Genomic DNA, 13,890 nt, shown 5'->3' on the forward strand with positions numbered 1-13,890 from the left:
ACTGTCAACGGGTCTACGGAATCCAACAGAATGGATTTCGTTGGATTCTGTGGCCCTGTTGTCGTGTTGACCGGGCACTGAGGCAGAGGCCACGGGTGACGCTCGGTGAGGGTGGCCGGGCGGGTCATGAGGCGTCGCCTATGGCGTCGGGATGGGCTTCGTAGACGGTTCCGGCCTTGCGTCCGGGGCCGACCTTGGGCGGGGTCGGCAGGCGGCGAATCCAACCGTGGGACTCCAGGACGCGCAGGGCGGGCTCTAGGTCGGCGACCTTGCGGAACCGCTTGAGGGCGTGGATGACCTCGCGCGCGGTGAATCGAGTCGTCGCGGTGCGTTCGATCCAGTCCAGGAGGGCGCGGGCGTCGTTGACGGCGGGATCGGCGCCGATGGCTTCGTATGCGGCTTGGGCGTGGAGCGTGAAGTACTCGCCGATGAGCCGGGCGTTGATGAACGTGGTCAGGGTGATGGGACGGTCCCAGCCGTCGCGGATGTGCTCGGCGAGGTGGAGCAGGGCGGCGATGCGGACGACGGCACCGACGTACTTACCTGCCCAGTCGGTCATGTGTGCCAGGTCGCCGGTGCCGGGCCGGAGCCTGATCTCGTGCTCGCGGGCCAGGTCGAGGATGGCGGCTTGGGCGTCGGGGGCGAAGTGCAGGGTGGCGGGCTCGGCGAGGGCGGCCAGGGACAGGACGAGCGCTTGGACGTTGGCGCTGTAGGTGGTCTGGACATGCTCGGGCATCGGGTCGGGCCGCTCGTTGCGGAAGCCGAGCAGCGAGGCGGGCACCGAGTAGAGCAGGCGGCCGAGCAAGCCTTGCTCGGCGAACTGGGGTGTCTCGCCGAGGCGTGCCAGGACGCCGGGTTGGGTGCAGATGCCGAGGGTGATGGTGGCGGCGGCGATGCGCTCGGACGCGCGTCCCATGCGGTCGATGCGCATCTCCTCGCCCGCGTGCCCGGACTTGAGGACGGCCAGGTTCGGAGCGCCGGAGTAGCGTCCGGCGGCAATGGAGAAGATCTCCCCCTCGGGCGACAGGATGGCGAACCGGCCGCCCTGCTCGGCCACGTGGCTCGTAAGCCGCTCCACGGTGGCGTCATCGGAGAAGAGACACGGCTCGGCTGGTATCGGCGTCTCGTCCAGGTCGAGGCGAGCGGTAGCGGCCTCATCCATCGCCACGCCGCGCTGTGTGGGGTCGTGGGCGGCAGTGGCGGCCTTCTCGGTCTTCTCCGCGTGAGCCTCGGCGACCTTGCGCGCTATGACTGCCTCGGCGATTACCGGCTTGGCCTGCTTGATCAAGGCGGCCTCGGCGGCTTTGATCGGGGCGGTCATGTGCTTGTAGACCTCGGACTTGCGGTTGCCGGGCGGCAGGACGACGAGCGTGAAGAGGTTGGTGGGCTCGGTCCATGTGGTGGCGCGGGCCCAGACCTTTCCGCCAGCGGCGACGGCCAGGACGGCGAGCGCCAGGCACCCGGCAAGGTCGGGCGGGGTCTGGGTGACCTCGGCGAGTCCGGCCACGTACTCGCCGAGCCAGTCCGGGAACGCCCAGACCGGGAACGGCGGCAGCTCGGCGGCGGCCGAGAGGGGAGTCGGCTCTGCCCAGCTTCGGCCTTGGGGTTTGGTGACGGCGGCCAGCTCGGCGACGACGGCGCCGCGTAGGTCGTCGTGGGTGTCGCCGGTCGCTGCGTAGCCGAGCTGCATCAACCGAGTGCCCGAGGTGACGACCTGACGGGCGTATGCCAGGTCTCGCACGAGGTGCGCGTAGTAGGGGCCGTTGGCAGCGGTGGGGACCTGGCTGATCAGAGTGTGTAGGTAGGGGGCGCCGCCCATAGCGGCCAGGTCGCGCGGGTCGATGGCGGCGGCGACCGCGACCGGTTCGACGGGTGCGCCACGGTCGGCCAGACCCTCGATGGCGTTCCAGATCAGGCCGTGGGCGGGGCGGTAGAACTCGGTGCCGTCCAGGAGTTCGCGGATCTCGGCCAGCGCTGCCGGAGCCAGCATCGCCGCGCCGAGGGTGTGTTGCTCGGCCTCGATGTTGTGCGGCAGCGGCCGGACGAACTCGGCCAGCTCGGCCGGTCCGTGTGGGTCGTCGCCCTGGATGACGTGCAGGCGGGGCGTGGTCAAGGAGAGTCCTCTCGGAGAGAGCAGGCTTGGAGTGACGACCGGGCGTGGGTCAGCGCTTGAGGCCGTTCCAGATGCGGCGGCCGAGGCGCAGTTGCGCGCCCTTGCCTCCGCAGCGGCGGCAGTAGCGCCAGGTCCGGCCGGACGGTGAGCGGAACTTGCCAGCGCCGTCACAGCGCGTGCAGGCGCGGAACGGCCAGATCCAGCAGGAGACGCCATAGCCGACGAGCACCAGGAGGCCGATCGCGAGGAGGATTGGCGTAGCGCTGGCATCGGTAGCGGTAGCGGCGGCGTAGGGGGTCACGGTGCCTCCAGACGGAGTTTCCGGGCAGGACAGAGGGGCGCGCTACCCGCTACCTGCGGGTATTTGCGCTGATCAGTGCGGTAGCGGGGGCGGTAGCGCGGTCGCTACCGCTGTGGGGTGTCCGCTACCGTCCGCCCGGCCTCGGCACGCGGCCGAGGCCGGGCGGCGGGGTCACGGTGTGCGGGCCCTGAGGGCGTCGGTGATGGCGTCGCGCTTGGCGCCCTTGAGCACCTGGCCGTCGCGCTTGCCGTTTACGCTCGGTACACCGAACGAGCGGACCTGAGCCGAGACGGCCTCGGCGGTCAGGTCGCCGTACGAAGCGGGAAGTTGGTCGGCCAGCCGCGCGGCCAGCTCTTGCCAGGGCAAGAACGGCTCGCCGGGAAGGAACATGGCGTGCGTGTCGGCGAGCACGTCCCGCACCTGGCGCGCGGTGCGGTCTCCGGCCGCGTGCCCGGACAGCGTTCCGGCACGCTCGCGGAGGTTGCGCGCGGCCAGGAGGATCTTCTCGGCGTCCTCGGCGTCGGCCAGGTGAGAGCGCACCGTTGGCGTCTCGTCGGAGGCTCCCCGCAGGATGCCTACGCCTTTGTAGGAGGGCAGCAGCAGGGAGGAGTCCAGCCCTTCGCCGTAGGCGCCTGCGCCGAGCACCAGATCCGACACCTGCCACGAGCCGGTACGGAGGCTGAAACGGGTCTGGTGGTTGTCGCGGAACGAGTTGAACGAGGTCGCAACCTGTCCGGCGCCGATGCCGGACGGCTTCTGTGTGGCATCGACCATGAACACCCCGGCGGCCGGAGCGGTCTTGACCAGGAACAGCAGCAGGGACGCGATCTCCTTGTTCGCCTCAGCGTCCGGCGTGTCGTAGTACTCCTGAAACTCGTCCAGGAACACGCCTCGTACGGGCATCCCGTACATGGGGTCACGCGCGATCTCCCGCGTGAGCTTGCCCTCGGGGCACACGTCGGTGGGCAGGTCCGAGAGTCGCTGATAGCGGTCTTGGACGTCCGCCTTCAGTTCCCGCAGAGCCTCGATGAGGATCTCGACCGGGTCACCGTCACGGGTCATCACCAGTCCAGAGGAGAACTGGTGTGCGACCAGTGCGAACTTGCGCCAGTCGGGTTTGCCCGAGGCGTCGAAGACGCTCAGCCGCACGTACGGGTCCAGCGCCGCATACAGCGCCAGGAGGCGCGCGAAGAACGTCTTTCCCTGGCGAGGCTGCGCCCCGACCATGGTCGAGTTCCACAGCAGCGGCACCGTGACCGCGCGGCCTCGCTCGTCCAGGCCCACGGGCGCGGGCTCCCAGATGTCGGTGGGCTTGCAGCGCAGCAGCGGCGTACGCCCGACTGGGACGGCGAGCGGGTCACGGTTGGCGACCCACAGCGTGTGACGGCGGTGCGAGGTCGCGTCACGAGTGACGAACACCTGGGACAGCGCCACGTCCAGTCCGGAAGCCAGCGCGCCCTTGGCCTTGACGACGTCGTTAAAGCCCTTCCCGTACGGGAGATCGACGGTCACCTTGGACCCGTCGCCATCAGCGGCCAGGCCGGGCGCGGCGAACTGGACTTGCTGCTGGGGCTTGTCGGGGTGACCGAGTCCGGCGGCGTAGTAGGCGCGCGGCACCACGTCATGGGTGATGACGCGATACCGCGACGGGATCACGGCGTGACCGAGGAGGGAGTGGCCGGCGGGGCGCCCGTACCGCGCCAGCACCGGCACGACCACCACCAGCGCACCCGCCAAAGCCACCGGAGATCCGGCCAGGAGCACCCCCGCCGTGCCGATCGCGGCGGCCTCGCCGAGCACCGCCAGGCCGCGCCCGGTACGGACCTTGGCGGCCTCGCGGTGCAGCTTGAGCCACAGGTCCGCGTCGCCCTTGTTCGCGGCGGCTTGGCGCAACGGCTCTTGTTCCAGCAGCCACCACCAACGCACCTGTCGCCCGGCGAGCTTGACCGCGCCGAGGGCGGCGTAGCCGGTCATCTTGACCGTGTACCAGGGCGCCCGGACGGCGTGATAGCCGGTGATGTGCAGCCACCGGCCGACCAGCTTGCGGACGGCGGCCTCGAAGGTGACCCGGTCCTGGAACACAGGCGGGATGATCGGGCGTCGCGCACCTTCGGTGACCGGGTCGTCGCCCGCGGGGCGCAGCACGGTTCCCGACAGCACACGTTCGGAATCGGGGCCCTCGGTGGTCTCCTCCGGGTCGTCAAGCGCCTTCTCATAAGAGGCGTCCTGCATCACCAGCGGCTCGTCGCCGTTGGGCGGTTCGCCGTGCTGGCTGGACTCGAAGAACTGATCGGGGTCAGTGTCGCGGTGCGGCAGGGGCGGACGGACGACACCGGCGATGGGGACGCCATTCAGCCTCATCGGGCCTCATCTCCCTCGCTCGCCTGGACGGTCACGGTGGTGGTCGGGTCGTCGGGTGCCTCGGTCTTGAGCCGAGAGAGCAGGGCGCCGACGCGTTCGTTACCGGTCGGGCTTCCGGCCTCGCGCAGCTCGGCAGCGAGGGCATCGCGGGTAAGGGGCTTGCCTCGCTCGGCCAGGTCGGCAGAGATCCGCCAGCCGAGAGGCATCAGGTCGTCCACGTCGGGAGCCGTCCGCGTCTTGCGGCTCCGGCCGGTCCTGGCACCGGTTCGGGACGTGCTGCGGGACGAGCGGGCGGACCGTCCGCGCGCCGTCTTCGGAGCCGTCTCAGGAGTCGTCTCCGGGACGGTCCCGGACGTGGTTCCGGACGGCTGCTCAGGACCGTCCGAGACGGCGGCAACGGCCGAGGGCGCCAGTTCGCCGAGACGGTAGAGGGCGCGGACGCGACGCGGAGCCGTGCGGCGCCAGGACCACCGGCCGTAGGTGTCCTGGAGATCGGTCAGCGCCAGGACGCGGTCACGCTCGCGGCCGAGGGCCTCGGGGTAGGAGCGGATCTCCCACAGCACCATGCGGCGCCAAAGCTTGAGCGTCGGCCAGGGCGCCAGGAACCACCGTGAGACGCGGATGCCGTCCATGCGCGTTCCGGCCTGGATGCCCGCGCGGATGCGGACCACATGGGAGCCGATCTCGACGGCCAGGACCCACAGGCACGGCAGCGCCGCGTGCGCCACGACACCGAACATGGTCGTCTCGTCCGCGACGTTCAGGTACACCGTCGCGGCCGTGAGCGTCCACGGGATCAGGCGCAGCCACCGCACCCGCATGTCCAGGCGAGCGAGGACGATGTCGAGTGCGGCGAAGATGGCGATGCCGAGGTCAACCCCAAGCGGGACCGTCCACGCGAACCAGCCGAACGAGGGCCGGGCGGCGTGCTCGACGGCAGCGAAGCTGTTGACGAAGCCGAGCAGGCCGAGGAACACCACGCACGCGACGACCACGGCGACGGCGGTGAACTCCTGCTCTGACAGGGCACGGCCACGGGCCACGCGTGCGTCGGGTTGATCGTGGTTACCGAAGGATGGCGGGGGCGTTGTGAACGCATCGGCCATGATGAGGGGGCTCCTGTCGCTGCGAAGGGACGGGGAGTCATCGGGGCGGCCGGTTTCTTGGCGGAGACGGGGCCGCCCCGATGCTGCTGAGGACGTGTGCTGGCCGGTCATGTCAGGCCACTGCGCCGAAGCTGATGGCGGCCAGCGCTGCGATCTCCTCGGCGGTGAAGCCCGCCCACACACCGGTCTGAGGCAGCGTCGCCACGGCGTACTCCAGGCAGGGCAGCCGGAGCGGGCAGGTCTCGCAGACAGAGATAGCGACCGCTTCGCGGGCCTCGCGCTCCTCCGGGGACTCCGCTGTGATGCGGGCCGGGCCGGTGTGCAGCTCGGGGTCAAAGCGGCACTGAGCGCCCTTGATGGGCTTACCGCGAAGATCGACCATGGTCGGGTCGGCAACGTGAATCACGATGTAGCTCCTTGCAGGGGGGTGGACGCGAGCGCCGTCAGCCGATGTTGTTCGCGAGGGTCTGGATGACCTGGACGGCGTGGTTGACCAGGTCCGCAGCCTTGGCCGGGTTGTTCCAGACGAAGAGCACGATCACGGCGGTCACGAGGTACTGCGTGAGTTTGCTGGTGTGCTGCTGAAGCATCGAGCGACCTCCCGAACGCTGATCTGACCAACTTGGCTAGTCAGATCTCTTGATCGGTAATCATGGCCACCCTGGCTAGCCAAGTCAAGATTGTTTTTGAAAATTCCTCTGGCTTGGCTAGCCAGGGCGTACGCTTGCGGGCATGACCGCAGAGACCGAATACCTCGGTGACCTGGACCCGGATGATCCCCGGACGCCCTCGCAGCAGATCGCGAACAAGCTTCGGGCGGCGATCCTGACGGGCAAGCTCAAGGCGGGCGACAAGCTGCCGTCTCAGCCAGACCTGGCGACGCGGTACGGCGTCGCACGCGAGACGGTCAAGGCAGCGCTACGCGTGCTCCAGACCGAGCGCCTGATCGTCAGCCGCCAGGGGAGCGGCTCTTACGTGCGCGCACAGACCGAGCGTCCCGTGGGCCTCCGGCCGCACATCGAGGCCGCGTTCGAGAGCGCCCACGTCTCCATCGACTTCGCTGGCTTCTCGGGGGAGACCCTCCACAACACCCTGATCGAAGTCCTCGACAAGGTGAGGGCCGGGCGCCTCAGGCCAGAGTCGCTCAAGGTCCGGATCATGATGATCGACACCTCGGCGCTGATGCCGCTCCCTCGGCGAGTGGGGACCGACTCCGCCGAGCCAGCCATCAAGAAGCGCGCCGACCGGATCACGCGCCGGGCGGTGGACAGCATCGTCGATGCGGTACACGAACTGGCGGACCTCGGCCTCATCAAGTCAGCGGACGCGGAGGTCCGCGTCCACGAGCTGACTCCGGCGTTCAAGCTCTACATCATCAACGGAAGCGAGGTCTTCTACGGCCTCTATCCGGTCGCCAGGCACTCGATCCGGCTCGAAGGGGAGTCGGTCGAGATTTTCGATCTCCTCGGCAAGGACACGACCCTCTTCCACTTCTCGGCCACCGACGACTCCGAGACCTCTAACGCCCCCCAGTTCGTCAAGGAGTCCAAAGCGTGGTTCGACGCACTGTGGGAGACGATCTCGCGAGAGTACGAGCAATGACGTCTCTGCGCTCGCTCTTCGAGCAGGCGGACGCCCTGCTCCTGGACTTCGACGGGCCGGTCTGCGCGCTCTTCGCTGGGTACTCCGCGCAAGAGATCGCGAACGAGATCCGGTCGCTCCTGGACGGCCACTCGAACCGGCTCCACGAGCGGCTCAAACGCGGTCCTGACCCGCTGCAACTAGTGCGCTGGACTGCGGAGAACGCTCCGCGGCTGCTGCCCACCGTCGAGCAGGCGCTAGCCCAAGCGGAGTGCCGCGCCACAGAATCAGCCGTACCGACACCGCATGCCGACGACCTGATCCGCGTGACAGCCAAATCGGGTTGCCCCGTCGTCATGGTGAGCAACAACTCGGCACAAGCCATCGCGCAGTACCTCAAGACCCATGAGCTTGCTCAGCACGTCAACTCCGTCATCGGCCGTGATCCCCTCCGACCGGACCGAATGAAGCCCGACCCCTGGCCGGTCCTTCAGGCCGCCAGTGCGGCGGGCGCTCGGCCGTCCCGCTGCCTGCTCGTCGGCGACTCACCCACAGACATCGAAGCAGCCCGTAAGGCCGGGGCCGCCAGCATCGGCTACGCCAAGCGGGAGAGTCGCGTGCGGGAGCTGAGCGACGCGGGCGCTGACATCGTCATCGAAAGCATGGCACTCGTCGCCGAGGCGGCCGGTTCACTACGCGGGGTCCGCCCATGACCGCCGTCCCTGTCAGCGTCCCCGCCTCCGTACGCCAAGCGGTCTCGGTCCGATGGCCTGACCGGGCATCGGCATGGTTAGGCCAGGTGAGCCAGGAGCTTGCAGAGCTTTGCGGGCGCTACAACGCAACCGTGCTATCAACCTTCGACTCCCGGTATGGCCTGGTCGTAGAAGTAGCAACCACCAGCGAACGCCTGGTGATGCGCTCGTCCCCAGACCCCGACGCAGCGGCCCAAGCGGAAGTTTCACGATCGTTGGCCCACCTCGGCGTCGGTCCTGAGATCCGCGAGGTCATCGAGGCGCCATCAGGGGTCTGGACCGTGGCCGTCCGCGTCCTTCCAGGGGACACCCTGAAGAACCGGGTGGTGCCGATCGAGGCTTTGGCCACCGTCCTCCGCCCGATGCACAAGAGGCCGGCGCCGCCCGGCCTGCCCAGCTTGGCCGCCTGGCTGGAGGAGCGCCTCCACGACGAGAAGCCGATCGACCTTCCGATCGGCCGCACACTCGCGCCAGCAGCCGACCGGCAACACGCGATCCGCCTTCTGGCGGACCTCTCCACGAGCACCGGTCACCAGCTCTGCCACGGAGACGCCTCGTCCAAGAACATCCTGCTTGGTCATGCCGGGAAGCTCTTCCTAATCGACCCACGCGGAGTGTCCGGAGACCTCGCCTACGACGTCGCGGTCGCTGCCTGGAAGACGGCGGGCAGTGAACCGGCTGGCCGTAGAGCGGCCGAGCTGTCGTCGCTCCTCGACATCGACGCCCCCCGCGTCTCCGCATGGCTCGACATCGCCCAAGCCGCCCGGGTCTGAACGACCGAGCGCACGCCACCATCCCCAAGCTCACCAACTGCGCTGGTCTAACGAAGGGGATGACCAACTGGGTGTGTCACGTTCGGACACACCCCCAACCAGGGAGGGCGCCATGGCGCTACGTTTCCTCGGCAAGGACCCCGACAGCAAGGACGGCGACTCGCCTACGTTCTGGCACGACGACAGCGACAACAGCGTGCTCGTCCAGGGGTGGAAGGAGGAGGACCCAACAGTGATCGCTGAACTCCTGGCGACCTCTGGGAGCGATCACGTTCCCGCGCATGAGGCCATCGTCAGAGTCCCCGGGCGCCTCCTGCCGACTCTCAGGGAGCTGGTCAATGACGACACCACCGACGCCATCTGACCTCCTCAGATCGGCGCGATCGAGTGCCGTGCATCTGGAGATGCGCGACGTCTACTGGGTGCCCCAGGAAGACGCGGAGTTCAAGGCGTGGAAGGCAGGAGCGCGCGACGACCCCACCGAACCTGAGTCGTGGTGGCGACCCTGGCTGACCCTCGTCCAAGAGGTGACCGCTCGCGGGGTGGCGATACGACGCGCACGGATCGTCTCCGAACCGGTGAGCGAGTACATCCGGTTCGAGTACGACGGCACGTTCACCAACGTCTACGCAGGGGAGCGGGTGCGCTGGCTCCCTCGACGCCAAGCGGCCGACCTCTGCCTACCGGGCACCGACTTCTGGCTGTTCGATGGCGAGCTGGTCCTGTGGAACCACTTCGACGGCGACGGACGACCGACCCCCAAGGAGACCACCACCGACCCGAAGCTGGTCAAGCTGTGCTCAACCGCCTTTGAGGCGGTCTGGGAACGCGGCATTGACCATGCGGAGTACCGGCCGACCTGACCACCGTGACCACCACCTCACCCTCGTCCAGTGCTCAGCAGGCGCGGCAAGCGCTGGCCGATCGACTTCGTGAGCTGCGTCTTGATGCGGGCCTGACCGGTCGCGCCCTTGCGGTGGCGGCCGGTTGGGACCGCACGAAAGTCAGCAAGATCGAGCACGCTGCCCGCGCCCCTAACGCACATGACATTCGCACGTGGTGCCGTGTGTGCGGCGCAGAGGAGCAGAGCGGCGACCTGATCGCGACGCTGCGCGCCGTCGAGGGCGCGTTCGTGGAATGGAAGCGCCTCCAGCGCTCAGGTCTTCGCCGTCTGCAAGAGTCCCGCGCGACCCTGTACGAGCGAACCCGCGTCTTCCGCGTCTATGAGCCCGGAGTGGTGCCGGGCTTGCTCCAAACCCCCGGCTACGTGCGAGCGATCCTCGCCAAGGTCGGCTCGTTCCGCGACGTCCCCACCACCGACCTGGACGAAGCGGTCGCCGCGCGCATCGCCCGGCAACGGGTGCTGCGCGAAGGGGCACATCGCTTCGCCTTCCTCATGGAGGAGTCGGCCATCTGGACCCGTTTGGGCGGAACCGAGGTGGCTCGTGAGCAGCTCGCCGACCTCCAGCAGGTGATGACGTTGCCGAGCGTCTCTCTGGGCATCATCCCGGCCGACGCCCACCGTGAACTGTGGCCTGTGGAGGGCTTCTGGATGTTCGACCGGGAACGCGTCACCGTCGAGACCGTGTCCGGGTGGCTGACCATCACCCAACCCGCCGAGATCGTCCAGTACGAAGCCGTCTTCGAGGAGTTCGCCGGGTTGGCCGCCTACGGCTCGGCAGCACGCGAACTCCTCCAAAAGGCGCAAAATCACCTGGTCTGAAAGTCGCGTGCCACACTCGGGCACACTCCTGGGCCCTGCCGACGCCGCGAATCTAGCGTTCTCGGTAGCGCGCTTCGAACGGTTCCAGCAGGTGACAGGAGGTCTGATCATGGCCAGTCTTGACCGGCCGCGCGAGTCCCCGGAAGGCGACACCCCCAGGCGCACGAGCGATGAGGCGATGTCGCGTCTGAACGTGCTCAGCAACGCCGCCGCGAACGCCCACCGGATGCCGACCGAGGTCAGTACGTCGGACGGCGGCCAGAACTACTACGTCCGACTCGACCGCAAGCCCCAAGCCCCCGCCCGCGTGTTCTGCGGTACCCGGCCAGGCGACCGCGACCGGCTGTGGTTCTACGGCGACGGCGGCGAGTGGATCGCCGAGGCATCCGACATCACGACCACACTGATGTGGCTCAAGACCAAGCACACCGAAGCCGAGCAGCACCGCCAGGCCGAAGACAACCCGGACGACCAGCCCGACGACGAGGACGAGACGGCGGAGAACGAACCGCTCGTCACGACGTGATCGGCAAGTGGCTGCGGCGCCGGCACCCCGGCCGTCATCGCGACGAGACCGAGCAACCGGCCCGACCGCCACGCCCATACGTCATCTATTCCACGTACGGACGCATGTACGGCTGGGAGTGCTTGGAACCTCCCAGCCCCACCCACCGCACGGCCAGTCCTGAACCTACCGGAGAGGGCCCGAACGAGGCGGAGCACGACTGAGCACACGCCACCGTTCAGAATCCCCCGTTTGATGAGGTCGCACGACTCGACCCCCGTGCCTTCCGTCCTTCGTGCCCTCTCCGGTACAAGCGGCGGGCGCCCCTAGTCCATTATCCAGCGGGGCGCCCGCCCTCCAAGCAGTACCTATGAACGCTCCGCTTCGTCACCCCCGACGACGAAGGCGGGCGGGCGGCTTCTTGGGCCAATCCCCCTTCCCGGACCGCCCTGGCAACAGTGCACGACCGCAAGAGAGTGCGAGCGACCAGCCCTGTCTGAGATGCTTCAGACGTGCGTCGCCGTCAAGATCAGCCTTGATCGTTTCAGCGACACGCCGGGGGTCTCGCGCCCTACCGGAGGCTTGCTGAATCGCACTCCATAGACGGATGTCCACACGGTATCCGGCCAGCGGCTTTACCATGGGGTCATCGCCCCACGAGGGTTCGCAACTGGACGAGTAGACCCCACAGGTCCCCTTCGTCCTTAGGTCATCGCCCCTACGAGAGTTCGCAACATGATGCGCGTGTAGCGGACCTTGGCCGCGTAGGCATCCTCATCGCCCCTACGAGGGTTCGCAATTCGAAACGTACCCGCGCGACTTCGCCGAGTCTTGCCGTCCTCATCGGCCCTACGAGGGTTCGCAACAGCGCGTCTTGGAGCCACTTCACCCGCGCGCCGGGGGTCCTCATCGCTCCAACGAGGGTTCGCAACTCGACGACCTCCCAGCCGGACCGGCGGTACACGTGTCCTTATCGCCCCTGCGAGGGTTCGCAACTCCTGCGGCGCGCCGGTCCGCTCATGGTCGGTGGTGGTCCTCATCGCCCCTACAAGGGTTCGCAACCTGTCGCAGAGCGTGGCGGCGGACAGTTCGACCAGGGTCCTCATCGCCTTACAAGGGTTCGCAACCTAGCCAAGGTGGCGTACGGAACTCCTGTCTCCTCCTCATTGCCCCTACAAGGTTCGCAACCCCATGACACGCGACCACGCGATGTGCACGGGCACCTGGTCCTCATCGCCCCTACGAGGGGTCGCAACGAGTTCTGCCAGACGATCGCCTCGACGTACTGGCGTCCTCATCGCCCTACGAGGGTCCGCAACCAGGAGGTGAACCCGCCCTGCACCCAACCGTTCGCCACGGTCCTCATCGCCCCTGCAAGGGGTCACGACATCGCGCAGCAGTGAGTTCGAACTTCTCCGCACGCCCTTGCGCACAGAAAGTCCGGCTCGTGTGTGGGCCGAATACGAGCCGAGAAGCCTGATTGTTGGCGGGTTCTTGCAGGTCAGGGGAGTTCGGCGGTGGGACTGTAAATCCGTCGGCTTAGCCTACGCAGGTTCGAACCCTGCACCCGCCACACCAAGCAATACAGCCCCTCACCAGGCACAACACAGGTGAGGGGCTGTTCTGCTGTTCTCGTTGGGGGGCCTGTGGTTCCCCGTGGTTCTCCGCCTTCGCGGGCACGCTGGGGGCACGGGGTCCACCCCGAAGGCCCGGCGACAGCCGGGCGGGTCCGCTGCCGTTCTACAGCCGATGCCGAGCAGGCGAGCGAACGCCCTCGTGCCGTCGGTTGTCTCGACTCTGCGGGTACCTCGTTAGGAACCAGCGGGCGCGGGCTTCGTGCCGGGGTCTCTGTCCGGGCCGTAGAGCCGGGCTACGTCGGGAGAGTCGAGCCACTTGGAATAGGCGGGCGATTTCGGCCAGCCGTCGGGTGAGTCCTGCCACTCTTCCTGGCGGCCCCACGGCAGGATGTCCACCAACGCGAAGGTGTAGCTGAGCTGTTCGGTACCGCGGCTGGCGGTGTGCCAGGTGCGGTAGACCTTGTCGCCGTTGCGGAGGAACACGTTCACCGCGAAGCCTCCGCCGGGGGGCGCGTCCACGTCGGCGCCGAACGAGCTCTGCGACGACGAGTACCACTCCATTGTGTTGCCCACTTTGGCCTTGTAGGCCAGCGCTTCTTCGATGGACCCGTTGGTGATGATGACGAAGCGGGCGTCGTAGTTGTTGAGAAGGTCCAGGCGAACGTACTGCGACGTCAGTCCTGTGCAGCCGCCGCACTGCCACTCCGCGCCATCGGTCCACATGTGGTTGTAGACGATGAGCTGGGACCGCCCGTCGAATACGTCGACCAGGCGGATCGGACCGTCCGGGCCGATCAGCGTGTAGTCCGGGAGCTCGACCATCGGCAGCCTGCGGCGCTGCGCAGCGATGGCGTCGAGTTCACGGGTGGCGGCCTTCTCCCGCACACGCAGGTCGTCGAGCGCGGCCTGCCAGGTCTGCCGGTCGACGATCGGGGGTAGGGCGTTGGTGGTCTGGTCGGTCACGGTTCCTCCCGGGCTCGGACGGGTCTGCTCAGATGTGTTGACCAGGGAGGGCCGCAGAAGTCATCGACGGGCGCCGGTATTTCCCATCGAGGTCGTATGGGCGGTTGGACGGGCCCGAAGTAGGCCCTGGGACGG

14 protein-coding genes and 1 tRNA gene are annotated in these 13,890 nt (G+C 68.0%); 8 read left to right on the forward strand and 7 right to left on the reverse strand.

All coding sequences use genetic code 11. From position 1 onward, the window contains the following. Positions 1–124: 124 nt before the first annotated feature. The 6 genes from KLI87_RS19575 to KLI87_RS19600 form a co-directional block, all read right to left on the reverse strand. Positions 125–2,113: a DUF3987 domain-containing protein gene (locus KLI87_RS19575; protein WP_214618194.1), complete on the reverse strand. Its 1,989-nt coding sequence runs from the start codon at positions 2,111–2,113 to the stop codon at positions 125–127. Between the two features lie 49 nt (positions 2,114–2,162). Further along, positions 2,163–2,414, reverse strand: coding sequence for a hypothetical protein (locus tag KLI87_RS19580; RefSeq protein ID WP_214618195.1), 252 nt, complete (start codon positions 2,412–2,414; stop codon positions 2,163–2,165). A gap of 171 nt (positions 2,415–2,585) precedes the next feature. After that, the gene (locus KLI87_RS19585; RefSeq protein ID WP_214618196.1) at positions 2,586–4,775 is read right to left on the reverse strand and encodes a hypothetical protein; all 2,190 of its coding nucleotides are present in this window, start codon (positions 4,773–4,775) and stop codon (positions 2,586–2,588) included. Next, positions 4,772–5,818, reverse strand: coding sequence for a DUF2637 domain-containing protein (locus KLI87_RS19590; RefSeq protein WP_214618197.1), 1,047 nt, complete (start codon positions 5,816–5,818; stop codon positions 4,772–4,774). The genes KLI87_RS19585 and KLI87_RS19590 overlap by 4 nt, the downstream gene beginning before the upstream one ends. A 175-nt stretch (positions 5,819–5,993) precedes the next feature. Further along, complete coding sequence (locus KLI87_RS19595; protein ID WP_214618198.1) at positions 5,994–6,287, reverse strand: WhiB family transcriptional regulator; 294 nt, start codon at positions 6,285–6,287, stop codon at positions 5,994–5,996. Positions 6,288–6,324: 37 nt separating this feature from the next. Further along, complete coding sequence (locus KLI87_RS19600; protein ID WP_214618199.1) at positions 6,325–6,471, reverse strand: hypothetical protein; 147 nt, start codon at positions 6,469–6,471, stop codon at positions 6,325–6,327. A gap of 142 nt (positions 6,472–6,613) precedes the next feature. On the opposite strand from KLI87_RS19600, the gene KLI87_RS19605 reads away from it, so the two are divergent. The 8 genes from KLI87_RS19605 (at position 6,614) to KLI87_RS19640 (ending at position 12,788) form a co-directional block, all read left to right on the forward strand. Then, complete coding sequence (locus tag KLI87_RS19605) at positions 6,614–7,483, forward strand: winged helix-turn-helix domain-containing protein (protein WP_214618200.1); 870 nt, start codon at positions 6,614–6,616, stop codon at positions 7,481–7,483. Next, the gene (locus tag KLI87_RS19610) at positions 7,480–8,175 is read left to right on the forward strand and encodes an HAD family hydrolase (RefSeq protein WP_214618201.1); all 696 of its coding nucleotides are present in this window, start codon (positions 7,480–7,482) and stop codon (positions 8,173–8,175) included. The genes KLI87_RS19605 and KLI87_RS19610 overlap by 4 nt, the downstream gene beginning before the upstream one ends. Positions 8,176–8,261: 86 nt before the next feature. Beyond that, positions 8,262–8,987 (forward strand): phosphotransferase, encoded by a 726-nt coding sequence (locus KLI87_RS19615; protein ID WP_214618202.1) that lies wholly within the window; start codon positions 8,262–8,264, stop codon positions 8,985–8,987. A gap of 112 nt (positions 8,988–9,099) precedes the next feature. Then, positions 9,100–9,351, forward strand: a complete 252-nt coding sequence (locus KLI87_RS19620; protein ID WP_214618203.1) for a hypothetical protein — start codon at positions 9,100–9,102, stop codon at positions 9,349–9,351. Next, a complete protein-coding gene (locus KLI87_RS19625; RefSeq protein WP_214618204.1) occupies positions 9,326–9,850 on the forward strand; it encodes a DUF6879 family protein in 525 nt (174 codons plus the stop codon). The genes KLI87_RS19620 and KLI87_RS19625 overlap by 26 nt, the downstream gene beginning before the upstream one ends. A gap of 5 nt (positions 9,851–9,855) precedes the next feature. Further along, positions 9,856–10,710, forward strand: a complete 855-nt coding sequence (locus KLI87_RS19630) for a helix-turn-helix transcriptional regulator (protein WP_214618205.1) — start codon at positions 9,856–9,858, stop codon at positions 10,708–10,710. Positions 10,711–10,819: 109 nt separating this feature from the next. Continuing rightward, the gene (locus KLI87_RS19635) at positions 10,820–11,236 is read left to right on the forward strand and encodes a hypothetical protein (protein ID WP_214618206.1); all 417 of its coding nucleotides are present in this window, start codon (positions 10,820–10,822) and stop codon (positions 11,234–11,236) included. Between the two features lie 1,464 nt (positions 11,237–12,700). Then, a tRNA-Tyr gene (locus KLI87_RS19640) sits at positions 12,701–12,788 on the forward strand. A gap of 238 nt (positions 12,789–13,026) precedes the next feature. Here KLI87_RS19640 and KLI87_RS19645 read toward each other — a convergent pair. Continuing rightward, positions 13,027–13,755: a DUF899 family protein gene (locus KLI87_RS19645; RefSeq protein WP_214618207.1), complete on the reverse strand. Its 729-nt coding sequence runs from the start codon at positions 13,753–13,755 to the stop codon at positions 13,027–13,029. Positions 13,756–13,890: the final 135 nt, after the last annotated feature.

Origin of the sequence: Actinomadura sp. NEAU-AAG7, from assembly GCF_018603865.1 — a bacterium.
In the GTDB taxonomy this organism is placed as follows: Bacteria; Actinomycetota; Actinomycetes; order Streptosporangiales; family Streptosporangiaceae; genus Spirillospora; species Spirillospora litoris.